This window comes from Nonomuraea sp. NPDC047529 (assembly GCF_040642995.1).
GTDB lineage: Bacteria > Actinomycetota > Actinomycetes > Streptosporangiales > Streptosporangiaceae > Nonomuraea.
Map to the genome: position 1 here is coordinate 145,998 of NZ_JBEYTJ010000023.1, position 22,560 is coordinate 168,557.

25 protein-coding genes are annotated in these 22,560 nt (G+C 70.6%); 14 read left to right on the plus strand and 11 right to left on the minus strand.

Features of this window, described 5'->3' with window-relative positions; genetic code table 11:
* The first annotated feature begins 24 nt into the window (after positions 1-24).
* Complete coding sequence (locus ABZ815_RS31435; RefSeq protein ID WP_357704282.1) at positions 25-486, plus strand: MarR family transcriptional regulator; 462 nt, start codon at positions 25-27, stop codon at positions 484-486.
* On the opposite strand, the gene ABZ815_RS31440 is transcribed toward ABZ815_RS31435, so the two are convergent.
* Both ABZ815_RS31440 and ABZ815_RS31445 read right to left on the minus strand, forming a co-directional pair.
* Positions 470-937 (minus strand): DUF1003 domain-containing protein, encoded by a 468-nt coding sequence (locus tag ABZ815_RS31440; RefSeq protein ID WP_357704284.1) that lies wholly within the window; start codon positions 935-937, stop codon positions 470-472. The genes ABZ815_RS31435 and ABZ815_RS31440 overlap by 17 nt on opposite strands.
* A complete protein-coding gene (locus ABZ815_RS31445) occupies positions 927-2,129 on the minus strand; it encodes a CBS domain-containing protein (protein ID WP_357704332.1) in 1,203 nt (400 codons plus the stop codon). The genes ABZ815_RS31440 and ABZ815_RS31445 overlap by 11 nt, the downstream gene beginning before the upstream one ends.
* 104 nt (positions 2,130-2,233) lie before the next feature.
* Between ABZ815_RS31445 and ABZ815_RS31450 the strand changes: the two genes are divergently transcribed.
* Positions 2,234-3,184, plus strand: coding sequence for an EamA family transporter (locus tag ABZ815_RS31450; RefSeq protein ID WP_357704286.1), 951 nt, complete (start codon positions 2,234-2,236; stop codon positions 3,182-3,184).
* 16 nt (positions 3,185-3,200) lie between these two features.
* Here the strand turns inward: ABZ815_RS31450 and ABZ815_RS31455 are convergent, their stop codons facing one another.
* The 4 genes from ABZ815_RS31455 to ABZ815_RS31470 form a co-directional block, all read right to left on the minus strand.
* Complete coding sequence (locus tag ABZ815_RS31455; RefSeq protein WP_357704288.1) at positions 3,201-3,569, minus strand: hypothetical protein; 369 nt, start codon at positions 3,567-3,569, stop codon at positions 3,201-3,203.
* Positions 3,570-3,731: 162 nt separating this feature from the next.
* The gene (locus tag ABZ815_RS31460) at positions 3,732-5,465 is read right to left on the minus strand and encodes a DUF262 domain-containing protein (RefSeq protein ID WP_357704290.1); all 1,734 of its coding nucleotides are present in this window, start codon (positions 5,463-5,465) and stop codon (positions 3,732-3,734) included.
* Between the two features lie 9 nt (positions 5,466-5,474).
* Complete coding sequence (locus ABZ815_RS31465; RefSeq protein WP_357704292.1) at positions 5,475-6,440, minus strand: hypothetical protein; 966 nt, start codon at positions 6,438-6,440, stop codon at positions 5,475-5,477.
* Positions 6,430-7,704, minus strand: a complete 1,275-nt coding sequence (locus ABZ815_RS31470; RefSeq protein ID WP_357704294.1) for a DUF3696 domain-containing protein — start codon at positions 7,702-7,704, stop codon at positions 6,430-6,432. The genes ABZ815_RS31465 and ABZ815_RS31470 overlap by 11 nt, the downstream gene beginning before the upstream one ends.
* A 160-nt stretch (positions 7,705-7,864) precedes the next feature.
* Here ABZ815_RS31470 and ABZ815_RS31475 point away from each other — a divergent pair, with 160 nt between their 5' ends.
* The 5 genes from ABZ815_RS31475 to ABZ815_RS31495 are packed head-to-tail and all read left to right on the plus strand — an operon-like array spanning position 7,865 to position 11,043.
* Positions 7,865-8,476, plus strand: coding sequence for a molybdopterin-dependent oxidoreductase (locus tag ABZ815_RS31475; protein ID WP_357704296.1), 612 nt, complete (start codon positions 7,865-7,867; stop codon positions 8,474-8,476).
* Positions 8,446-9,171: a ferredoxin reductase gene (locus ABZ815_RS31480; protein WP_357704297.1), complete on the plus strand. Its 726-nt coding sequence runs from the start codon at positions 8,446-8,448 to the stop codon at positions 9,169-9,171. The genes ABZ815_RS31475 and ABZ815_RS31480 overlap by 31 nt, the downstream gene beginning before the upstream one ends.
* A gap of 10 nt (positions 9,172-9,181) precedes the next feature.
* Positions 9,182-9,451 carry a DUF6510 family protein gene (locus ABZ815_RS31485; RefSeq protein ID WP_357704299.1) on the plus strand — a complete coding sequence of 90 codons (270 nt, stop codon included), beginning with the start codon at positions 9,182-9,184 and terminating at the stop codon, positions 9,449-9,451.
* A 2-nt stretch (positions 9,452-9,453) separates the two neighbouring features.
* A complete protein-coding gene (locus tag ABZ815_RS31490) occupies positions 9,454-10,050 on the plus strand; it encodes a sulfite oxidase-like oxidoreductase (protein ID WP_357704334.1) in 597 nt (198 codons plus the stop codon).
* A 60-nt stretch (positions 10,051-10,110) separates the two neighbouring features.
* Entirely contained in the window at positions 10,111-11,043 is a 933-nt protein-coding gene (locus ABZ815_RS31495) for a CoA ester lyase (protein WP_357704301.1), read from the plus strand.
* Here the strand turns inward: ABZ815_RS31495 and ABZ815_RS31500 are convergent.
* Together ABZ815_RS31500 and ABZ815_RS31505 are read right to left on the minus strand one after the other, a co-directional pair.
* Positions 11,033-11,578 (minus strand): DUF6529 family protein, encoded by a 546-nt coding sequence (locus ABZ815_RS31500; RefSeq protein WP_357704303.1) that lies wholly within the window; start codon positions 11,576-11,578, stop codon positions 11,033-11,035. The genes ABZ815_RS31495 and ABZ815_RS31500 overlap by 11 nt on opposite strands.
* Positions 11,575-12,261 carry a hypothetical protein gene (locus ABZ815_RS31505; protein ID WP_357704305.1) on the minus strand — a complete coding sequence of 229 codons (687 nt, stop codon included), beginning with the start codon at positions 12,259-12,261 and terminating at the stop codon, positions 11,575-11,577. Before ABZ815_RS31505 ends, ABZ815_RS31500 begins: the two co-directional genes overlap by 4 nt.
* 181 nt (positions 12,262-12,442) lie before the next feature.
* Between ABZ815_RS31505 and ABZ815_RS31510 the strand changes: the two genes are divergently transcribed.
* Positions 12,443-13,369 carry a CPBP family intramembrane glutamic endopeptidase gene (locus ABZ815_RS31510; RefSeq protein ID WP_357704307.1) on the plus strand — a complete coding sequence of 309 codons (927 nt, stop codon included), beginning with the start codon at positions 12,443-12,445 and terminating at the stop codon, positions 13,367-13,369.
* A gap of 443 nt (positions 13,370-13,812) precedes the next feature.
* A complete protein-coding gene (locus tag ABZ815_RS31515) occupies positions 13,813-16,599 on the plus strand; it encodes a hypothetical protein (RefSeq protein WP_357704309.1) in 2,787 nt (928 codons plus the stop codon).
* Here ABZ815_RS31515 and ABZ815_RS31520 read toward each other — a convergent pair.
* Positions 16,583-16,984 (minus strand): NUDIX hydrolase, encoded by a 402-nt coding sequence (locus ABZ815_RS31520; RefSeq protein WP_357704311.1) that lies wholly within the window; start codon positions 16,982-16,984, stop codon positions 16,583-16,585. The genes ABZ815_RS31515 and ABZ815_RS31520 overlap by 17 nt on opposite strands.
* Positions 16,985-17,058: 74 nt before the next feature.
* Between ABZ815_RS31520 and ABZ815_RS31525 the strand changes: the two genes are divergently transcribed.
* The 4 genes from ABZ815_RS31525 to ABZ815_RS31540 all read left to right on the plus strand — a co-directional run bounded on the left by ABZ815_RS31525 (position 17,059) and on the right by ABZ815_RS31540 (position 20,065).
* The gene (locus ABZ815_RS31525) at positions 17,059-17,685 is read left to right on the plus strand and encodes a DUF6758 family protein (protein WP_357704313.1); all 627 of its coding nucleotides are present in this window, start codon (positions 17,059-17,061) and stop codon (positions 17,683-17,685) included.
* A gap of 110 nt (positions 17,686-17,795) precedes the next feature.
* On the plus strand, positions 17,796-18,410 hold the full coding sequence (locus tag ABZ815_RS31530) for a MarC family protein (protein WP_357704315.1): 615 nt from the start codon (positions 17,796-17,798) through the stop codon (positions 18,408-18,410).
* Between the two features lie 11 nt (positions 18,411-18,421).
* Positions 18,422-19,141, plus strand: a complete 720-nt coding sequence (locus ABZ815_RS31535) for an MBL fold metallo-hydrolase (RefSeq protein ID WP_357704317.1) — start codon at positions 18,422-18,424, stop codon at positions 19,139-19,141.
* On the plus strand, positions 19,142-20,065 hold the full coding sequence (locus tag ABZ815_RS31540) for a PD-(D/E)XK nuclease family protein (RefSeq protein ID WP_357704319.1): 924 nt from the start codon (positions 19,142-19,144) through the stop codon (positions 20,063-20,065). It abuts the gene before it with no gap.
* On the opposite strand, the gene ABZ815_RS31545 is transcribed toward ABZ815_RS31540, so the two are convergent.
* Positions 20,017-20,979, minus strand: a complete 963-nt coding sequence (locus tag ABZ815_RS31545; RefSeq protein ID WP_357704321.1) for an oxygenase MpaB family protein — start codon at positions 20,977-20,979, stop codon at positions 20,017-20,019. The two genes, ABZ815_RS31540 and ABZ815_RS31545, sit on opposite strands and share 49 nt — an antisense overlap.
* A 13-nt stretch (positions 20,980-20,992) precedes the next feature.
* Positions 20,993-21,883, minus strand: a complete 891-nt coding sequence (locus ABZ815_RS31550) for an alpha/beta hydrolase (protein ID WP_357704322.1) — start codon at positions 21,881-21,883, stop codon at positions 20,993-20,995.
* An 82-nt stretch (positions 21,884-21,965) separates the two neighbouring features.
* On the opposite strand from ABZ815_RS31550, the gene ABZ815_RS31555 reads away from it, so the two are divergent.
* Complete coding sequence (locus tag ABZ815_RS31555; RefSeq protein ID WP_357704324.1) at positions 21,966-22,532, plus strand: GNAT family N-acetyltransferase; 567 nt, start codon at positions 21,966-21,968, stop codon at positions 22,530-22,532.
* Positions 22,533-22,560 lie beyond the last annotated feature (28 nt).

Here is a 22,560-nt window from a genome sequence, read left to right on the forward strand (position 1 = left end):
TGCAACAACGTCTAAGGTTACTGCGTGACTCTTCTGCGCGACGAGGGGCTCACCGCCGAGGAACTGGCGGTCTGGCGGATGTTGCAGCGGGCCCAGGTGCGCATCGCCCGCCGCCTGGAGGCCGAGCTGCTCGTGGCCCACGGGCTGCCTCTGGCGTCGTACGAGGTGCTGGCGCAGCTCGCCGAGGCGCCGGGGCGGCGGCTGCGGATGAACGACCTGGCCGACCGCGTCCTGCTCACGCGCAGCGGGCTGACCCGGCTGATCGACCGGTTGCAGCGGCACGGGCTGGTCGGCCGGGAGGCGTGCTCCGACGACGCCCGCGGGCTGTTCGCGGTGCTGACCGAGCCGGGGGCCGCGCGGCTGGCCGAGGCCACGCCCACCTACCTGCGCGGGGTCAAGAGCCAGTTCCTCGACCTGCTGGGCGGGGGCGACGTCGGCGAGGTGCGGGCGCTGCTGGCCCGGCTCGACGTCACTGACGCTTGTTGAGCTCCTCCAGCAGCCGGCCGAGCTCGGCGCGCAGGTAGTCGCGGGTGGCGACCTCGTTCAGGGCCAGGCGCAGGCCGGCGATCTCGCGGGTGAGGTACTCGATCTCGGCCTGGTTGCGGTCGGCGGACTCGCGGTCCTGCTCGTACTGGATGCGGTCGCGGTCGTCCTGGCGGTTCTGGGCGAGCAGGATGAGCGGCGCGGCGTAGCTGGCCTGGAGCGACAACATCAGCGTGAGGAAGATGAACGGGTACGGGTCCCACTTGAGCGCCGGAGGGGCGGCGACGTTCCAGATCACCCAGATCGCTACGAACACCGTCATGTAGACGATGAACCGGGCCGTGCCGAGGAAGCGGGCGATGCGCTCGGACAGGCGGCCGAACGCCTCGGGGTCGTAGTGCGGGCGCAGCGATCGGCGCAGCGCCCGAGGCTGGTCGAGCCGGTCAATGGTCACGGTGGTCCCCCTCGCGCCAGTCGTCGGGAAGCAGGTGGTCGAGGACGTCGTCGACGGTCACCGCGCCGACCAGCCTGCCCAGCTCGTCCACGACCGGCGCGGCGACCAGGTTGTAGTGGGCGAGGAAGGCGTGGACCTGGCGCAGGGTGAAGTCGGGCCTGATCGGGTCGAGCGAGGGGTCGAGCACGCGGCCGAGCAGCGTCGAGGGCGGCTCGCGCAGCAGCCGCTGGAAGTGCGAGACCCCCAGGTACGTGCCGGTCGGCGTCTCGGTGGGCGGCCTGGTCACGTAGACCTGGGCGGCGACGGCGGGCGGCAGGTCCTGCTGGCGGATGTGGGCCAGCGCCTCGGCCACCGTCGCGTTGGGCGGCAGGATGACCGGTTCGCTGGTCATCACGCCGCCCGCGGTGTCGTCGGCGTAGGTCAGCAGCCGCCGCACCGGGGCCGCCTCGCCGGGCTCCATGAGCGCCAGCAGCCTGGCCGCCTGGTCCTCGGGCAGGTCGTGCAGCAGGTCGGCGGCGTCGTCGGGGCTCATCTCCTCCAGGACGTCGGCGGCCCGCTCGGGTTCGAGGGTGCCGAGGATGCCGATCTGGTCGTCGGGCGGCAGCTCCTCCAGCACGTCGGCCAGGCGGTCGTCGGCGAGCTCGCGGGCGATCTCGATGCGCCGCTTGCTGGGCAGCTCGTGCAGGGCGCTGGCCATGTCGGCGGCGCGCAGCGACTCGAACGCGGCGATCAGGCCGGCCGCGCCCTGGTCCTTCTGCAGGGTGTCGAAGCCGGACACCTCGTTCCAGTCGACCGTCCTGGGCTCGCGCCGGCGGCCCTTGAAGAGCGCGACCTTGGTGATCTCCCAGCGGGAGGGCAGGGGCTCCTCCATGGCGACGTCGTAGACGGTCATGGGCTCGTCGCCGACGCTCACGGACAGGTCGAGCATCTCGCCGATGACCAGGGTCTCGGTGGCGCGCTGCTCGAACCTGCGCATGTTCAGCCGTCCGGTGAAGACGACGGCGCCCGCCTCGATGCGGCGCACGCGGGTGATCGGCAGGAACACCCGGCGGCGCGGCTGCACCTCGACGACCATCCCGTGGACCTGGGGATTCCCGGTGAGGCGCAGGCCCACCACGACGTCGCGCACCCGGCCGATCTGATCGCCCGTGGGGTCGAAGACGGGGGTCCCCGCCAGCCGGGCCACGAAGATCTTCACGTGGGCCAGGCTAACAGTGAGACGCCGTTGCGCCCCGGTTGCCTGGCATGTCAGTATCAAACGCATTTAACGCTGATTACTGCACGTAGAGGTGAACCATGAGGCTGACGGGGCTCGCACTGGCATTCGTGTCGTCGTGTTGTTTCGCGTTCTCCGGGCCGATGGCCAAGTACCTCATCACCGCCGGGCTGGCGCCGGTCGAGGCCGTCTGGACGCGGATGGCGGGCGCCGGGCTGCTGCTGGTCGCGGTGCTCGTGGTGGTCAAGCCGCGGGCGCTGCGCATCCCGCGCGCCCGGCTGCCGTTCCTCGGGCTGTACATCGTGATGGCCGTGGCGGGCGTGCAGTCGCTCTACTTCGTCGCGATCACCCGGCTGCCGGTGGGGATCGCGCTGCTGCTGGAGTTCATGGCCCCGGTGATGGTGGTGGCCTGGGTCAGGCTCGTCCGCAAGGTCCGCCTGGCCAAGGCCGCGTACGTGGGCGCGGTGATCGCGTTCGCCGGCCTGGCGATCGTCGTCGAGGCGTGGCAGGGCATGCGGCTGGACGCGTTCGGCCTGCTCCTCGGGCTGCTGGCCGGGGCGTGCTGCGCCGGGTACTTCCTGATGGGCGACAGCATGGGCCCCGACATCGACCTGCTCGGCCTGGTCACCTGGGGCATGATCGGCTCGGCCGTCGTGCTGGTCCCGTTCGCGCAGCCCTGGAACATCCCCTGGGAGGCCTTCACCCTCTCCGTCGCCCCGCAGGGCGGCACGACGCTGCCGGTGCTGGGGGCGTACCTGTGGCTGGTGCTGGTGGCGACGGCGCTGGCGTACATCCTGAGCATGAACATGGTGAAGCGGCTGTCGGCGGCGGTGGGCGCGACGGTCGCCTCGCTGGAGGTCATCGGCGGCGCGGTGGTCGCGTGGGCGCTGGTCGGCGAGACGCTGGGGGTGTTCCAGATCGTCGGCGGGCTGATCGTGCTCGGCGGCGCGCTGCTGGCCCAGACGGCCACCGCGGGCGCCCAGCCCGACCCCGCCCCGGACCGGCCCGTCGAGGTCACCGCCCAGGTCTGAACCCGGCGTTCCCGGGTCAGCGTTCCGGGGTGAGGCGCAGGACGGTGGAGTCGCGGGCCCAGCGCTCGGGCAGGTGCTCGCTGTCGGGGGCGTTGAGCCGCTCCTTGGCCAGCACCGCCACGGCGTCGGCCGCCGCGGCCTGATCGACCACCGAGACCGCCGCGTCGAACTCCACCAGCCGCGCGCCGTTGTCCTTGCTGCGCAGCGTCACGCGCACCCGGTCCAGCGCGCCGAGCCCCGGCAGGTCCTGCTCGCCGCCGCCGGTCACGAGGTAGATGGCGCCGTCGTGCCAGGCGTGCCAGGCCAGGCGCGGGCGGTCGAGGGTGAGCCAGAGGATGCCGGACTTCTTGGCGCCCTCCTCAATGGCCGCGATGTCGTCGCTCACGCTCAGACTGTAACCCTCGCAGGCGTACCTGGCGGAAGTGCATGCGTTGACGGTCGGGTCCGGCCCATCGTCAGCCCGCGACCTTGGAGTTTCGCGAGCCTGCTGGGCCGGACCCGAAACGTTCAGGCATTCACGGCTGGAACCGTCGGGCCGACACGCCCGTCATTCGGTGTCGATCTCGGCGTCGGCCGCGAACGCGGGCGGTGGCACGGCGCCGATGGAATCGATGAACGACCGTTCGCGACGGGCCAGCTCGGCCGCACGAAGGTCGATGAAGGCGTCGTCTTCGCCGGCCGACAGCCGTGCGTACGCCTCCTGCGACACGCCGAGGTCGCCGTGCTCGGACGATGACACATCGAGCATGCTCAGAAGATAGGCCCGTGCCGTGACACCGGAGTCGACCTCGAGGATCACACGGTTCGCCGGATTCGAGCCGTTGGCCAATCCGGTCTTGCCGGAGACTCTGCGAAATGCCGCCGTGTCGAGGCGACGGATCGTGTCCACAACTTGATAGGACTGCCCGTCCGTGGACTTCCGCAGAGGGAACTCCTTCAGCTCCCAGAGGAGATAGGCGCGCACTCGCGCACTGCGTAGGTCGAATCTCTCCGGATACGGCCGGGCCCTTTGATCGGCGAAGTCGAACATGCCCTGCCCGCCCTCGAAGTCACGGAGCCTTTTTCGTCCGGTGGCGAACGCGCGCATGTCCTGGATGGACTGTCTGCTGGTCGTCGAGTTCACGCTCGCGAAGTGCCCCGCCCACGAGGTGATCCAGAACCACCTGATGAGCACCTCGATCTGTTCGTCGGACGGATCGGGGCGCAGATGGAAAAAGAGAGTGAGCAACATCAGCTGGTTGTTGTACGGAATCAGCCGAGCGAGCGGAACCCCGATGTCGCCGCGAAGAAATTCCACCGCCCGGGACAACGCCACGTCGGTGTCCTGGACCGCCTGCGAGACCTTTCCTTCCATGCGCCTCGCCAGGACATCCCAATGCGCGCCGGTCACCTCTTCCTCGCCGGCGACGGCCAGCAGCGCACGGAAGCCGATGGTCGAGTTGATCTCGCCGAAACCTTCGGCCGCGACGCCGTCGAGGATGGCTGCGATGCTGTTGGCCAGACTCTCCTCACCTTGCCCCTTGTAGGTCAGAGCCGACACCATTTGGTCAGGGCTCATGGACTGGCCCTTGCTGTTGACCCGTGAGAAGACCTCGACTGCCTGAGCGAGGCTCCCACCCAGAAGCGTCACCACCGACACCTTGTACGACTTGATGCGCTGGGCGACCTGCTCGGCTTCCTCGATCAACTCGTCGAAATAGGCGCCGTCGCCGATGCTCTTGGCCAGGTCGCGAGCGTAGGCGAGAAAGTCAAGGGTTCTGAGCACCGAACGAACAGGGAGGTAGTTCGCCGGCGGCGGCCCCGGCTTCTTCCAATGCACGTACCGGTTGATCCGGCTGTCGCCCTGACCGAGCACCCGATAGACGTGCCAGATCCAGTCGCCCGAATCGCTCGAGTACGCCGTGTCATGCCTGTAAAGAGTCGCGTACAGCGTGGACAGGCGCTGGTGGCCGTCGAGGATGTACGTGACGCTCCTGCCCGGTGACACATCAGGAATCATCAAGTCGCCGACTATGCTGAGGCTCTCCAGTTCCGCCGACGTTTCCCAGAGCAACATGCTGCCGATGGGATAGCCACGTTCGATGCTGTCGAACAGGTCGAGCATCTGGTCGGGCCGCCAGACAAAGGGGCGCTGGAATTTGGGAATGCGTAGTTCGCCCTTGCGGACGTGGTCGAGGAGGGTCTCCAGCAGATTGACGTCGGGGCGTACGCCGATCTCGTCGGTGGCCGCCGGGTACTCCGGGGGGCCGTCCAGTCCGTGTTCGTCTTGCCTGCCAACCATGTCTCGTTCCTAGATGATGTCCCGTACCAGTGCGAGCAGCGATTGCAGTTCCTCGCACACGTCGGGGCCGAGGGCGTCGAAATCAGACCTCTTGAGCTTGCCCGCCTTGGCCTCCTGCTCGAGGATCAGCGTAAGTCCTTCGCCGAAGCCGTGTCGCAGGCCCACCCGCACGCGGTCGGGCAGTGAGTGGAAGAGTTCCGCCTGAACCTCGGGCACACGCGCACATTCCAGCCTTCGGTCCCAGAAGCCGTTCTTGAAGTCGAAGTATCCTCGCTGCTCGACGGACAGGGCCTTCAAGCAGTCGATCTTGGCTGTGAGTTCCGGCTGGGAGGCGCGAACAGCGGCTAAGACTCCGTTGGGCAGGTAGTTCTCGGCCTCGCGGAAGCGCAGAATGTGCCCCGTCACCCCTAACTCGGCCAGCCTCGCCAGCGCGCCCTGATGCCTGGAAGGCTCTTCGGGCGTCAACCGGTCGCTGTCCAGCAGGAAAGCCACGCGCTTGACGCGGCGAAAGGCTTCGCCTTCGGTCTTGACGACCTTGGGCACCTCGCCGCTGCCGCCCCCTTGGACGAACTCCAACCAGTTCTTCGTCCAAGCCTTGACGATCTCATCGGTGCCGAAGACGTAGGCGAGGGCCAGAATGAACGCCCTGTCACCCTCTTGGTTCTCCACGACGAACCGTGCCGGTCTACCGAGGTCCGAAACGTGATCGGAAAGACTCTCACCGCTGATGCGCACGGTTCGGGAGGGGCTGGCCGTACTGCCGGCCCAGGCCTGGCTGACCATGCCCTTCTCTGCCATGAGCGCGTATGCCTGGGCCTTCTTCGGCGCGTACTGCCGGAAATAGGCATTGACGTGGCCGAGCTGCTCCGGCGCGACCACCCAGTCATGGCGGCTCTCGATGAAATACCGCATCAGCTCGATGATCAGCTCGAAGGCCTCGTCCGTGAACGCCTCGCTGGTCAGCTCAATCTTCATTGTTCCCGCGGGTGAATTGCGCCTCGGCCAGCTTCTTCGTCTCCTCGAAATCCTCGGAGAAGACTCCCGCAGGCCAATAGTCCAGATTGCCGAAGTCATCGATCTCAATGCGCCGCACCCTAGAGGACCCCGCCCCGTGGTGCACGAAGTACACCGCCACGTCGCGTGGCGATATCTGTCCTTCCGCGATGCGGCGACGCAGCCTGAGCAACATGGTCTCGCTGTGGGTCTCGATGAGAAGACCGCCCGTGCCCTGCCGGGCGCCCGCGATGAAAAGGTCCGCCAGGAGTGCGTGGAAGGCTGGGTGCAGGTGGAGTTCGGGCTCCTCGATCACATGAAGAGTCCGCCGCTGGCCTGCTTCCTTATGGACCATCTCGTACGCCCGCTGTACGAGCAGCGGCAAGACCTGTGCGACCCCGGTGCCTGAGTCGAGAAGATTGACACTGAGATCCGGAGTGGCCAGGGAGCGGAGATTGATCGAGTAGAGGCGCCCCTGTGGCTCGATCTCCAGCCGCCAGCCCTCCAGGTTGTCCCCGATCAGACGATTGACCTGATCAAGGAGTACGCGGTCGCCGCGAACGTGGTCGTTCACCAGCATGCCGGCCGCGTGCTCACCCGCTGAGCCGACATCGTCGGCGTGTCGTGACGGCAGGCGCGTCAACCGGGAGGGACGCTGCCTGTAGGCGCTCAGATACCGGATGCCGTCGAAACACCGAGGAACGTCGTACCTGAGGTCGTTGAACCAGTGTCCTGAGGGACGGTTCGGGTCGGGGGCACTTGTCAGGACCGGGACGAGGCCACGCCATTCCACCGCCACCTCCACCGACGGCTCGTTGTCCAGGGTCATCACGTAGGACTGGCCAGGGTCGCTGGCGAGCCACTCCAACCGCAGGTGATGGCGTCCGTCGACGACGTCCAGTTCGCTGACGAACTGGATCTGCCGCTCCGCTATGTTCTGGATCTTCGCCTTCACCTCGACCGACCTCTTCGCCCCACCGGCCACGAACTCCAGACGTAGAGCGCGGTGCACATTACGGCCATGGACCAGGTCCAGATAGTCGGGCGGATCGTCGCCGAGGGCGTCAAGGTCAAGAGGGAGAGACGAGGTGGTGTGAATTCCGGTCTGAAGCAGGAGTGGGAGACGTGTTATCGCGCTTTTGCCGGAATTGTTTTTGCCAAGTACCACCGTGATGGGAGCGAGGTCGATTTCCTGCCGCTCCTTGAAGCAACGATAGTTCTCGACCGCCATGCGCAGCAGGGCCATGGCGCAACCTTAGCCTGAACAGAGTTGCGGACGCGGCATTCTTCACGAGTCCGCCCTTCTGTGCTGACAGTGCGATCGGCGCCTTCCGTAGTCGACCCTTGGCATGCTCGCTGCCTTTTCATGGTCTCCGGTGGACGCCGGGACGGGAAGAACCATATTCATGGGGATCGTCTCGCGCGGCTTCGCCGGAAAACACTTCCGGCGGCCGCGGCCGGAGCTGGCCGGGCGGGTGCCGCCGGGGCAGTATCTGGCGGAGGGGTTCCCGGTGCTCACGGCGGGGGCGACGCAGCACATCCGGACCGAGCGGTGGTCGTTCACCGTCAGGGGCGGCGCGGGCGAGCCCACCTGGACGTGGACGGACCTGCTGTCGCTGCCCGCCGAGCAGTTCACCGTGGACATCCACTGCGTCACCCACTGGAGCAAGCTCGACACCACCTGGACGGGCGTGTCCCTCGACCGGCTGCTGACCGGGGCCGACCGGGCGGCGGGGTACGCGCTGGCCGTCAGCTACGGCGGCTACGCGACCAACCTGCCGGTCGAGGAGATCGTGGACGGCAAGGCGTGGCTGGTCTACGCCTACGAGGGCGCGCCGATCCCGCCCGAGCACGGCGGCCCGGTACGGATGCTGGTGCCCGCCCACTACCTGTGGAAGAGCGCCAAGTGGATCCACGAGCTGTGGCTCATGGACGAGGACCGCCCCGGCTTCTGGGAGCGGTCCGGCTATCACAACTTCGGGGACCCATGGCGGGAACAGCGGTACTACGACGACTGACCTGGCAGCCGGCCACGATCGCCGAGGTCGTCCCGGAGACCGACCAGACGCGTACGCTGCTGCTCGACGTGCCCGGCTGGCCGGGACACCGCGCCGGTCAGCACGTGGACGTGCGGCTGACGGCCGACGACGGCTACCAGGCGACCCGGGCGTACTCGCTGGCCGGCGCGCCCGGCGAGCGGCCCGCGCTCACCGTGGCCAGGGTGGCGGGCGGCGAGGTGTCGCCGTACCTGGTGGACGTGGCCGAGGCCGGCGACCAGGTGGAGGTGCGCGGCCCGATCGGCGGCTACTTCGTGTGGGAGCCGGCGCCGGACCGGCGGCCGCTGCTGCTGGTCGCGGGCGGGTCCGGCGTGGTGCCGCTGCGCTCGATGCTGCGTCACCGCGCCCGGCTGGGCGACGGCACCCCGGTACGGCTGATCTACTCCGTGCGCGACCCCGGCCAGGTGATCTACCGCGACGAGCTGGAGTCCGCCGACGGCGAGGTGAGCTTCGTCTACACCCGCTCGGCCCCGACGGACTGGCCCGAGCCCGTGGGCCGCGTGGACCGCTCGCAACTGGCCCGGCTGGCCTGGCCGCCCGCCCACGAGCCGCTGGCCTACGTCTGCGGCCCGACCGCGTTCGTCGAGCACGTCGCCGAGATCCTCACCGCCCTGGGCTACCCGCCCACCGACGTCCGCACCGAGCGGTACGGCTAGGAGAGACACCATGCAACAACCCGTGGACGGCAACGCGGCGGCAGGCCTGCTGGCCCAGTTCTTCGGCCGGGACATGACGGCGGCCCAGGGCGTCTGCGCGCAGTGCGGCATGAACGGCCCGCTGGGGGAGGCCACCGTGTACGGCCCCGCCCCCGGCACCGTGCTGCGCTGCCCGAACTGCGACAACGTGCTCATGACCCTGGTGGAGGCGCCGGGCCGGATGATGGCCGCGATGCCGGGCCTGAGCATGCTGGAGACGTCCGTGCAGGGAGGGCGGTGACCGTGGCCGTCGTCTCCAAGGGCTTCAAGGGGCGTGGCGGGCACGACGACCGGCTGCCGCCCGGCCAGTACCTCACGACCGGCTTCCCCGTCCTGTCGGCGGGCCCGACGCCCCGCCTCGACACCGCGGACTGGACGTTCACCCTGGTCACCGAGGCCGGCCGGGAACGCACCTGGACCTGGGACGAGTTGCTGGACCTGCCCCAGAGCGCCCCGCACACCGACATCCACTGCGTCACCGGCTGGTCGAAGTTCGACACCGACTGGCAGGGCGTGTCGCTCGACGTCCTGCTCGACGACGTGGACACCGGGGCGGAATTCGCGGAGGCGTACTGCCACGGCGGCTACACCACCAACCTGCCGCTGGCGGACCTGCGCGACGGAAAGGCGTGGATCGCCCACACCTTCGACGGCGACCCGCTGCCCGCCGAGCACGGCGGCCCGGCCCGCCTGCTGGTCCCGCACCTGTACTTCTGGAAGTCCGCCAAGTGGGTGAAGGGCCTGCGCCTGCTCGACCGCGACCGGCCCGGCTTCTGGGAACGGGCCGGCTATCACAACTACGGCGACCCGTGGCGCGAGCAGCGCTACTGGAACAGCTGATCGTCCCCATAGACGGGGGACGCCTGCCGGAGGCGTCCCCGCAGCCGTTAGCGTGGGCGCATGCGCTCACGTCGTTCCGTGCTCTCCGTGCCGGGCAGCAACCCCCGCTTCCTGGAGAAGGCCCAGACCCTGCCCGCCGACGAGGTCTTCCTCGACCTTGAGGACTCCGTCGCGCCCCTGGCCAAGGACGAGGCCCGCAAGAACGTCGTGACCGCGCTGCGCGAGGGCGACTGGACCGGCAAGACCCGCGTGGTCAGGGTCAACGACCTCACCACGATGTGGACGTACCGGGACGTCATTGAGGTCGTGGAGGGCGCGGGGGAGTTCCTCGACTGCCTGATCCTGCCCAAGGTCCAGGACCCGACCGAGGTCGTCTGGCTCGACACCCTGCTGACCCAGATCGAGCGGTCGATGGGCTACGAGGTCGGCCGCATCGGCATCGAGGCCCAGATCGAGAACGCCCGGGGCCTGGTCAACGTCGACGCCATCGCCGGGTCGTCCAGAAGGCTGGAGGCCCTGGTGTTCGGGCCGGCCGACTTCATGGCCTCGATCAACATGCGCACCCTCGTGGTCGGCGAGCAGCCGCCCGGCTACGACGAGGGCGACGCCTACCACTACATCCTCATGCGCCTGCTGATGGCCGCCAGGATGCACGACCTCCAGGTGATCGACGGCCCCTACCTCCAGATCAAGGACGTCGAGGGCTACCGGAGGGTCGCCCGCCGGGCCGCCGCCCTCGGGTTCGACGGCAAGTGGGTGCTGCACCCCTTGCAGGTGGAGGCGGCCAACGAGGTGTTCTCACCCAGCCAGGAGGACTACGACCACGCCGAGCTGATCCTGGAGGCGTACGAGCACTACACCACCGTGGAGCGGCGCGGCGCGGTCATGCTGGGCGACGAGATGATCGACGAGGCGTCCCGCAAGATGGCGCTCGTCGTGGCCGCCAAGGGCCGTGCGGCCGGTCTGAGCAGGACGAAGTCGTTCACACCTTGACGCCGACCGCCGTGAAGAACCAGAACGACGAGGTCAGCCAGAGCCCGGTCAGCGCCGTGAACGCCAGGCCGCCGAGCACGGGCAGCGTCCAGCCCGGTGCGCCGCGCCTGGGCAGCGCCAGCATCTTCGCCGTGAACAGGCCGTAGAAGAAGCAGCCGAGCAGCGAGTGGGCCAGCACGCGCGGCACGTCGTACTGGAGGCCCAGGGCGTACAGGCAGTGGAAGGCGACGGGGATCGTCAGGAGGAACGCGAGCCGCCCCGACCAGCGGTGGACGCCGGCCGGGATCTCGACGCCGAGCCTGCCCCACATCGACAGCGCCGAGACCACCTGGACGACCGCCAGCGCGAACGCCCCCGTCGTCAGCCACGCCTTCATCGGCAGCGCGCCGGAGAACCCGGCCGGGCCGACCGCGAACCCGGTGGGCGTGTGCGCCCGGCCGTAGACGCCGAGCGCCACCGCCACCAGGCCGCCGGCCAGCAGCGGGACCAGGAGCACGGTGGCCGTCCGGTGCGACGGCTGCTGGATGGCGGTCATTGCATCTCCTCGATGAAGTCGTCGACGTCCTGCGGACGGACCGTGGCGCCGGCGACGGTCACGGGGGTGGTCGGCCGCCCGGCGTCCAGCGGGGGGATCCGCACCTGGTCCTGGCCCACGAAGGCGGCGCCGACCTGGTCGTAGCCGCCGCCCGGACGCGGGACGCGGATCCAGCCGGCCCGCAGCCTGGCACCTCTGACCTGCGCGGTCGCCCGGTACAGCCCGGACGGCCGGACCACCGCGGGCGCGTTGAAGCTCCACCTGGAGCCGCCGACGGTCAGGCTGCCCCTGGCCCGTCCGCCGCCGAGCGTGGCCGTCACGCGAGCCGTGCCCGGACCCTTCAGCACGACCCTGCCGCCGGCCTCGCCGCCCTTGAACCAGGCTTCGGCCTTGCCGTCGCAGAAGTAGCCGACGGCCGTGCCGTCGCGGACGGAGATCGCTATCAGGCCGCCGTTGCCTTTGACGTACCCGCCGTAGTCGGCCTTGGGGATCTTCTCGGCCTCCGTCCGCGAGGGCGACGGCGACGAAGTCGGGGACGAGCTGAGGGACGGGGGCGGGGGCGGGGTCGGCGCGGCGGCGGCTGCGGTGTCGGGCGCCGGTGTCGCGGTGATGCTGGCGACACCCAGCCCCGCGGCGAGGACTGCGCCCGCCGCCAGGGTGATGAAAGGTCCCAGCCTTGACATGGACTGCTCCCAGGGTCGGAATGCCGTACGAATCCGAGCATCCGCCCAAAGGGGTGAGCCGTCTGTGAACTTATGCTCACCCGGCAGACAGAATGTATGGATGCAGGAGAACCCTGGACCGAATTCGCCATATGGCAGTCAGCCGCCTGGGCCGCCCGTCTATCCTTATGCGCAGCCGCCCGTGCCGCACCAGCGGTCCTGGTTCCTGCCGACGCCGCAGGGTGCGCGTTACGACCATCTCGCCCGCACTCCGGCGAACGAGCCGTGGCGGGCCGTCGTCGGCACGATCGTCGTCGGCCTCGGGTTCTTCGTCATCGGCACCGGCGTGCTGCTCGTGGGCAAGGCGATCGAGTGGATCCTCGGCCTGCCCGTGCCGACCGACCCCGGGCAGATCTTCGGCGATCCGGTGTTCGGGCTGGTCATGGTGCTGCTGTCGATCGCGGCCGTGCTGCCCCTCGTCTTCGGTACGGCCGCGCTCGTCCAGCGCCGCCGGCCGGGCACGTTGTCGTCGGTCGCGGGACGGCTGCGCTGGTCGTGGCTGCTGCGCTGTCTCGGCCTGGCCGTGCTCGCCCTGGTGCTGGGGCAGATCGCGCAGGTCACGGCCCTGTCGTTGTCCGGCGAGGAGTACTCCGACCTGTTCGGCTGGGTCGGCTGGGAGCGGTTCCTGCCCGCCCTCGTGGTGATCGTGTTGCTGGTGCCGTTCCAGGCGGCGACCGAGGAGTACATCTTCCGCGGCTGGTTCGTCCAGGCGGTCGGGGTGCACGTGCGGAATCCGGTGTGGGCGATCGTTCTCGGGTCGTTGTTGTTCGCGTCCTTGCACGGCTATTCGTGGGTGGGGCTGCTCGACGTGTTCGCCTTCGGGGCGGTGATGGGCTGGCTGGCCGTACGGACCGGGGGGCTGGAGGCGCCGATCGCCCTGCACGTGATCAACAACATGTTGGCCTTCGGGCTCAGCGCGGCCTCTGGCAGCCTCCAGGACGCGCTGGACCAGGGCAAGACGGCGATCCCGTGGCAGGCGTTGTCGGGAACGGTGGTGCAGCTCGGGGTGTATGCGATTGGTGTGTTGTATATATCCAAAAAGCGGTCAGTCAGTGCTATTTCTGGATAAATCAGGCGAGAAGTGCGGGAAATCTCGCTAGAGAGGTCTCGCCAATCCGGCTCAAGCATGCTGGTCTGGTTCCTGTGGGCCAGGCGAGGGTGTCACGGAGGTGATCGTTTTGGTGGGACTGGGTAGAAAATAGGCGCATAAGGTGGGACGGGATTTGTGGAACGGTCCGCCACAAACGGCCCGTCCACTCACCGTTTCTCCCGCGCAACCCGGTTGACCAGGTCCGATTAGACGGGTTCCACCTGTACGACGAGTTCGACTAGGAGGTGCGGCGCGTGGCCTCCGGCCCCAGCGATCCGCCACGGCGACCGCCGGACGACGACGACCCGCGTCCTGAGGACGCCTCGGAGCCCCCCTCTGCCGAGGAGCCCAGGATCCGCCACTCCCCGCCCGGTCCCACCGACGATCGGGCCCGGGGCTTACCCTTGACCTCCCCTTGGGGCATGCCGCCGTTCGCGTCCCCGATCCCGGAGGAATCCCCGCAGGAGCCGCCCAAGGGGCGCAGGCCCTACAGCTCGCCGACGGCCGAGCCCGAGGTCGAGCCGCGCCGCCGTCCCAGGCGCGTGGTCAACCGCCCGGACAAGCTGGTCGCCGGCGGCCCGCCGCGCCAGGAGCCGCCCGCCGAGCCGCCCGCCGAGCCGCCGTCCCCGCCCGCCGAGGAGCCGGCCGCCGAGGAGCCGGGGGAGAGCGCCGCCCCCGTCAGACCCCACCGCGAGCCGCCGTACCACCTGCCGCTCCCCGCCGACGAGGCCCCCGAACCCCCTGCGGAAGAGCCAGCTCCGCAGTCCGAGGTCCCCGAGCCCGCATCCGACGTGGCCGGGCAGGACGATCCCGAGGTCAGGCGGGTCGGCCGCCCTCCCGGCGGGCGTCCCACCAGACCCGACCTGCTGGTCGCCACCGGCCCGCCGCGTCCCGGCGGGGCCGGCGGCAGGCACCACAGAGGCCCTGCCCCCGCCGCCGTACGCAGGTCCAGCCCCGTGCACCGGGGCAGCAGAGCGGCCCCGATCGCCCTCACCATGGCCCTGGCGCTCCTGGTGGCCGCCGGGGTGCTCGTATGGCGCTGGAGCGACACCGACCCCACAGGGCTGCGCCTGGAGGCCGGCACCGGCCGTTCGGGGGACGACCTCTTCACCGTCCCCGCCGCCGGCGTCGGCACCGACCAGAAGCTCAACGACCTGGTCTCCGTCGGCCGCGCGGTGGTCGCGGTCGGCAGCGACACCACCAGCCCGACCCCGCGCCCGCTCTTCCTGTTCTCGCCCGACGCGGGCCGGCACTGGCAGCTCGGCCAGGTGAGCGGCGCCTCCACGCCCACCGTCCAGCGCGTGGTCGGCGGCGACGGACGGTGGCTGGCCAGCGGCGGCGACGGCCCGTCCGGCGAGCGCGGCCTGTGGACCAGCACCGACGGCTTCAGCTGGACGACCGTCGACCCGGCCGGCATGGCCGCGTTCCGGCCCGGCGACCAGGTCCACGACATCGCCAGGACGGCCTCGGGCTTCGTCGCCGTCGGCGCCACGGCGGGCGAGGGCGGCCCCGGCCCGGCGGCCTGGCGCTCGTCCGACGGCCGGTCCTGGGAGCGTGTGGAGACCAGGGGGCTGGACGTCCAGGAGCTCAGGGCGGTCGTCGCCAAGGGCGACACGGTCGTGGCCGTCGGCCGCCCGGCCGACGGGGGCGGCTCGCGGGTGCTGCGCTCCTCCGACGGCGGCGGCCGGTGGCAGGCGACCGGCTTCCAGCTCCCCGAGGCCGAGCCGCGTACGGGCACGGTGGCCGTGCTGCCCGAGCGGTTCGTCCTGGTGCCGACCAGGCAGCGTACGGTCGACGGCGACGTCCGCGTCTACTGCTCGCCCACCGGCGCCCAGTGGTCGCAGTGCGGTTCCATCGGCGGCCTGAGCGGTGAGAGCCCGGGGGTGGAGTCGCTGGTCTCCTACCGGTCCGGCGTGGCCGCGATCTACCAGGCCACCTTGGGCAAGTACTCGGTCCTGACCAGCGCCGACGGGCGCGGCTGGGCCAAGCGGGCCGACCTCGGCGACCTGTCGGGCGCCACGCTGCGCGGGTTCACGATCTCCGACGGCGGCACCCTGTTCGCCGGCGGCGACCAGGCCGCCTCCGACGTCGACAACCAGCTCGTGCTGATGACCGCGCCGCCGCGCGGCGCCGCCTCCCGCGTCCAGCTCGGCCAGGTGGAGGGGCTGACCAGGGTCTCGCGCGAGACCACCAGGCTGGCCGCCGACGGCGGCCGGTACGTCGCGGTCGGCTCCGCCTCGGGCGACGCCGGCCTGTGGACGATCAGGAACTGGCAGCGCTGGAAGTCGATGAGCCTCGGCGGCCCCGGCAGGCAGATCCTGGAGGACGTCGCCCACGGCGGGCGCGGCTGGCTGGCGGCCGGCAGCACCCAGACGAACCTGGCCGTCACCGATCCCCTGCTCGTCACCTCCGAGGACGGCGAGACCTGGCGGCGCGTGCCGGTCTCCGGCGACCTGGCCCGCGACCGCGACCAGCCCTACCTGGACACCCACGCCGTCGCGGCGGGCAAGAAGGGCTACGTGCTGGCCGGCGAGTCCCACGACCAGGCGGGCTCGGCGGCCGCCGCCATGTGGTTCACGCCCGACCTGCGCAAGTTCACCCGGTCCAAGAAGCTGCCCCAGGGCGGCTCGGGCGTACGCGTCCACGACGTGATCGCGACCCAGGGCGGGTACGTCGCGGTCGGCGGATCCGGATCCGGCGACCGGGAGAGCAGCGTGGTCTGGTTCTCCGACGACGGCGTGAACTGGACCGCCCGCAAGCGCCTCACCCCGCCGGACGCCACGTCGGCCGGGCTGCGGCAGGTCACGACGTACCACGACAAGCTCGTCGCCATCGGTACGGCCGTGACGAACGGCTCACGCCGCGCCTTCTCCGCCGTGTCCGACGACGACGGCGAGAGCTGGACGACGGCGTGGCTGCCCGCCGACCAGGCGGCGGCGGTGCACGACCTGGCCGCGGCCGACCAGGGCCTGGTGGCGGTCGGCTGGCACGGCACGCCTGGTGAGGGCGACAGCGCGGCCTGGGTGTCCCAGGACGGCCTGTCGTGGAACCGCATGTCCCTGACCAGGGACCGGCTCGCCGGCCCCGGCATGCAGGCCCTGACGGCGGTGGCGGTCAGCGGCACGGAGGTGGTGGCGCTCGGCAGGTCCACGACGTACGACACCGACCACCTGATCCTGTGGACCTCCAGCCTCACCGTGGACCGGTGAGCACGTCCCAGTCGGTCAGGCAGCCGAGCAGCCCTTCGGTGAGCGGGAGCAGCGCCAGCTCACCGGGGGCGCACCACCGCACGTCGGCGGCGTCGTCACCGGCGACGGGCACGCCGCCGTCCGAGGTGGCCAGGTAGTCGCGGATCACGTACGTGACGCCGCCCGGCCCGGGACGCTCCACCGCGCCCGCCAGGCGGCCCACCGCGACACGCAGCCCGGTCTCCTCCATGACCTCGCGGCGCACGCCCTCCGCGTCGGTCTCGCCGGGCTCCAGCCGCCCGCCGGGCAGCGACCACAGGCCCTTGCCCGGCGGACGGCCGCGCCGGACGAGAAGAAGCCGGTCAGAGGCGTCGAAAATGATCGCGCCGACACAATTTACGCGCACATGGCCAAGATTACGACGGGATAACAGATGCCGGTCTTGACGCGGCCGTGCCGGAGGAAGCACCGTGGGTAGCTGTGAGAGCGGCTCCTACCTGTCCAAGGTGCTTCGGCCCGCTTCACGGGTCGAGCGGCCTGTCCGGTGTGTTCCATTGCGACACACACGGCGATGTCCTGCCGTACCAGCCTCCGAGAGCGCCTACGGGCGAATCGCTGGAGGCCATGCGGAAACGCTCGGTGGTGCCCGTGTGGCTGCCCTGGCCATTGCCGCCCGGCTGGACGGTGACCGGGTTCGGTGAGGCCGGCGACGAACGTACCGGCTCGCGGGCCAGCGTCGTCGCGCTCAGCGGGCCCTCGCCGATCGAGGGGCCGGCCGACCTGCTGGTCATCGCCGAGGAGCCGGGCGTGGGGCTCGGCGCGACGTTCGCGGGGCTCGACGGGCCCGACCCCGGTGAGGGGTTCGACTCCGGGCCGCCCAACGCCAAGATCGAGGTGATGGGGCATCCCACGGCGATGTGGTGCCTGGGCGGCATCGACGACCGCGCCGTCTACGCCGGTGAGGCACTCGGCAACTGGTTGTGGACCATCGCCTGGCCCGCCGAGGCCGGCTGCATGATCGCGATGGCCGAGCTGTCCCTCCAGGACGCCCGCGACCGCGACTTCGAGGTGCCGTTCGGCGGCTTCTCGCCGCGGCTGGAAGACTGAGCGGGCGCAGTGCAGGGCTGAGCACGGTCTGGAGCACAGAGTCGAGCGCAGGGCTGAGTGCAGGGCTGAGCACAAGGATCGCCTCCCCCGGGCGGCCGGTTGGGGGAGCGGTGTCCGGGGTCAGGTTCTTCGTCGAGGCGTTCGTGACGATGTTCGTGATCATGGACCCGCCGGGCGTCATCCCGCTCTTCCTCGCCTACACCTTCGGCCGCACCCCCGCCGAGCGCAGGCGCATCGCCTGGCAGGCCGCGGTGACGGCGTTCTGCCTGGTGGTGGTGTTCGCGGTGTTCGGACGGGCCATCCTGTCGTACCTGCACGTCGAGGTGCCCGCCATGCAGATCGCGGGCGGGCTGCTGCTCCTGCTGGTGGCCCTGGAACTGCTGCGCGGCGCGGCCGAGCCGCGTACCGACACCGTGCGCTCGAACGTGAACGTGGCCCTGGTCCCGCTCGGCACGCCGCTGCTGGCCGGGCCCGGCGCGATCGTGGCGACCATCGTCTTCGCCCAGCAGGCCGAGGGACGCGCCGACGGGCTGGCCGCGCTGATGCTGGCCATCGCGGCCGTGCACATCCTGCTGTGGCTGTTCATGCGCTTCTCGGTCAGCATCATCCGGGTCATCAAGGAGAACGGCGTGGAGCTGGTCACCAGGATCGCCGGCCTGCTGCTCTCGGCGCTCGCGGTGCAACTCATCATCAACGCGATTCGCGCTCTCATGCAGACGGGCTAAAGTTCGGAAGCGTGACAGCGCGTATCGAGCGAGTGGTGACCGAGGGCGTCGTCGACATCGACGGCACCGAGCACAAGGTCGAGAACAACACCTGGATCATCGGTGACGACGACGAAGTCATCGTCATCGACGCGGCGCGTGACGCCGAGAAGATCCTCGAGCAGGTGGGCGAGCGTGAGGTGCTGGCCGTCATCTGCACCGCGGGCCTGCCCGACCACGTCGGCGCGGCCATCGAGGTGGCCAGCAGAGACGAGGCGGTCGTCGCCCTGCACCCCAAGGACAAGCCGCTGTGGCGGGAGACCTGGCGGGAGACCTGGCCCGACATCGACATGGAGGACGACGGCGTCTTCGGCGTCGCCGACGTCCAGCTCGACGTCATGGAGACGCCCGGGGTCTCGCCCGGCGGCATCTCGCTCTACTGCGAGGCGCTCGGGGCTGTCTTCACCGGCAAGGCCCTGCAGGCCGACGGGCCGGGCAAGCTCGGCGGCGAATACCCGGCGCTGGCCGACCAGCTCACCTCGATCGGCGGCCGGCTGTTCACGCTCCCGGCCGACACGCGGGTGCTGGCCAACCACGGCGACGAGGTCACCGTCGGCGACCTTGAGCCGCACTTCGACGACTGGGTGTCGGGCTCGCTGACCCGCGACCCGGCCGCCCCCCGCGAAGACGAGGGCCCGCTGACCGACGGCACCAGGATCTCCGGCATCAAGCTCGGCCCCGGCGACGAATAGGTGTACGACCAGCTTCCGCTGGACGGGATGCCGCGGCGGCTCTACGCGTGCACGCCGTCGCGGTTGAACACCTGGCTCGACTGCCGCCGCCGCTACCGGTTCACCTACCTGGACCGGCCGCAGCCCTCCAAGGGGCCCGCCTGGGCGCACAACAGCGTCGGCGCCAGCGTGCACAACGCGCTGGCGGCGTGGTGGCGTGAGCCGTACGAGCGGCGCACGCCGCTGACGGCCGCCGTCCTGCTCACGAACGGGTGGATCACCGAGGGCTTCAGGGACGCCGAGCAGTCGGGGGAGTGGCTGAGCCGGGCCCGCGACCTCGTGTCCGGATATGTCACGACCTTAGATCCGGCCGACGATCCGGTCGGCGTCGAGCGCACGGTCGCCACCCGTACCAAGGTGATCGCGCTGTCCGGGCGCATCGACCGGCTCGACCGGCGCGGCGACGAGCTGGTCGTGGTCGACTACAAGACCGGCCGCCGTCCGCTGACCCAGGACGACGCCCGCTCGTCCCTCGCCCTGGCCACGTACGCGATCGCGGCCTCCACGATGATGCGCACGCCGTGCCGGGCGGTCGAGCTGCACCACCTGCCCACCGGCGAGGTCGTCGAGTGGCGCCACACCGACGAGTCGCTGGGCCGGCACCTGCGCCGCGCCGAGGAGATCGGGGTCGAGGCCGCCACCGCCGACGACCGCTACCGCGCCGTCATGGGCGCCCCCACCTCGGCCAAGCGGCCCGCCTCGGCGGCCGGGCGGGGGGCGGGAGAGCGTCCCGTCGTCGGCCCGGCCCGGGTTCCCGCCGACCTCGACACGGTGTTCGCGCCCAGCCCTGGCCCGCTCTGCTCGTGGTGCGACTTCCGCCGCCACTGCCCCGAGGGTCAGACCGCCGGATCCGACCGCAATCCCTGGGACGGCCTCGCCGACTGACCCCCGGGAACGTCCGTCCCCGTCGCCGGCCAGCGGCGGGGGTCGGTCAGGCCTTTGAGCCCCTTGCTCACGTCGTAGCCGGCCGCGCCGAGCCGGGCCCGCGCGCCCGCCAGCATCGCCCGCGTGGACGGCATGAACGCCCGGTCGTGCACCGGCTCGGGCAGCGCGTTCATGCCCAGCCGGAAGGCCCTCAGCGCCGCGTTGACCGCCGCCGGGGGCACCTCGGGCAGGACGCCGTACATGCGGCGGGCCCATTCGGGGAGCGTGTAGTAGCAGAGCGCGCCGAAGGGGAAGTAGGCCGGTTTGCCCGGCGACAACCTGCGCAGCTCCTTCGGCAGCCGGGGCCACAGCAGGAACCGCACGGTCGCCGCCGCCTCCTCGGTGACCCGCAGGGCGGGCCGGACCTGCTTGAAGTAGGCGTCCATCTCGGCGCACGAGCCGGGGACGTCCTCCGGGTGCAGCCCGACGTAGGAGGCGCTCCTGCGCTGCTCGCGCAGGTAGCGGTCGGCCTGCCGCTCGTTCAGCCCGAGCCCGCCGCGCCTGGCCACCTCCAGGTACGACGACACCTCCGCGCAGTGGACCCACAGCAGCAGCTCGGGATCGTCGACCCGGTGCGTGCGCCCGGTAAGCGGATCGGTGATGCGCAGCGCCCTGTGGATGCCGCGCACCCGCCGGCCGATCTCGTCGGCCTCCGCCGGGCTGCCGAACGTCACCCGGCCCACGAAGTCGGCGGTGCGCCGCAGGCGGCCGAACGGGTCGTCCTGGAAGTTGGAGTTCTGCCAGACGCCGAGCATGGCCAGGGGATGCAACGCCTGCAACATGAGGCCGCGTACGCCGCCCACCCACATCGAGCGGTCGAGATGCACCTGCCAGGTCGCGCTCCGAGGCGCCTGGACGACGAGTTCGTCCGTCATAGCAGGTGCATGATTACATCACATTGGACCTTGTGTCCAAATAGTGCTTCTCGGCCGCGTTCCAGAACCTGACCAGCGCCGCGGCCGTCGTCTCCGGCGCCTCGACGGCTGGGGAGTGGACCGCGCCGGGTACGACCACGCACTCGGCGCCGAGCCGGGCGGCCGTCTCCGACTGGGTCTCGGGCGACCAGCCGTCGTCGTGCTCGCCGTAGAGGACCAGGGTGGGGATCTCGATCTGACGCAGCTCGTCGGTGCGGTCGTGCATGTGCAGGACCTGCTCGGCCATCTGGGCCAGGCCCGTGGGGGAGTTGGTCAGCAGCCGCTTGCGCAGGAACGCCATGATCTCGTCGGAGACGTCGGCGGCCAGCGCCTCGGGCTCCATCCGGTGGTGCCAGAGGTGTTCGAGCCCCTGGGACGGGATCTCCTCCATGATCTCCCGGCCGTTGCGCGCCCGCCTGCCCTCGATGGCCGCGGGGCCGGAGCTCATCAGCGTGAACGAGGCGAACCGGGTGCGCCCGTCGATCACGGCCTCGCGCGCGACCAGTCCGCCGAAGGAGTGGCCCACCAGGTGGACGGGGTCGCCGCCGCCGAGGGCCTGGGCGAGCAGGTCGACGTCGGCCCCCAGGGCGGCGCAGGTGTAGGCGGCGGGGTCGTCGGGGCCCGGGGTCTCGTACTGGCCGCGCAGGTCGACGGCCACCACCCGGCGGCCGGACTGCGCCAGGGTCATCAGGACCGCGATGAAGTCCTCCTTGCTGCCGGTCAGGCCGGGGACCAGGAGGGCGGGCCAGCGCTCGACCACTCCGCTGACCGGAAGCGCCTCCAGAGCCGCGAACGCACCCTGGGGCGTTTCGAGCTTCTGCGGCGTCACACCGGGCGGCAGGTCGAGGAATCGCGGCGTACTCACGTGGGGCAACAATACCCAGAGGTCAGCGCCTCGACACCGGCAAACGGACTACGCTGATGCAAGTTCTGGGGAGTTGTGAGCTATGCGTGATCTCGATGTCCGCCCGGCGACCTCGTGGGCGGACGTGCTCACCGTCTTCGGGCCGCGTGGTGCCTGCGCCGACTGCTGGTGCATGTGGTTCAGGGTGGCCGGGGCGCAATTCCGGGCCATGGAGGCCGGTGAGCGCCGTGACCGCCTCCAGGGGCTCGTGGAGGGCCCTGGGGCGGCTCCGGGGGTCCTGGCCTACCTGGAGGGCACACCTGTCGGCTGGTGCGCCGTGGGGCCGCGTGAGGAGCACGTACGGCTCGTCCGCTCGCCCGTCACCAAGCCCGCCGACCCGGAGGAGACCGGTGTGTGGTCGGTGACCTGCTTCTACGTGACCCGCGCCGGACGCGGCCAGGGGGTCACCGCCGCCCTGCTGGCCGGCGCGGTCTCGTACGCGGCCGAGCAGGGGGCGCGGGCGGTCGAGGGATACCCCACGGACTCCGGCAGGAGCCTCCAGGCCAGTGAGCTCTACCACGGCTGGCTCTCGCTCTTCGAGGACGCCGGCTTCAAGGAGACCGGACGCCGGTCGCCGACGCGTCCGGTCATGCGGCTGGGCCTGGCATAGGCCCGTACAAACCATCCGTACAGACGAG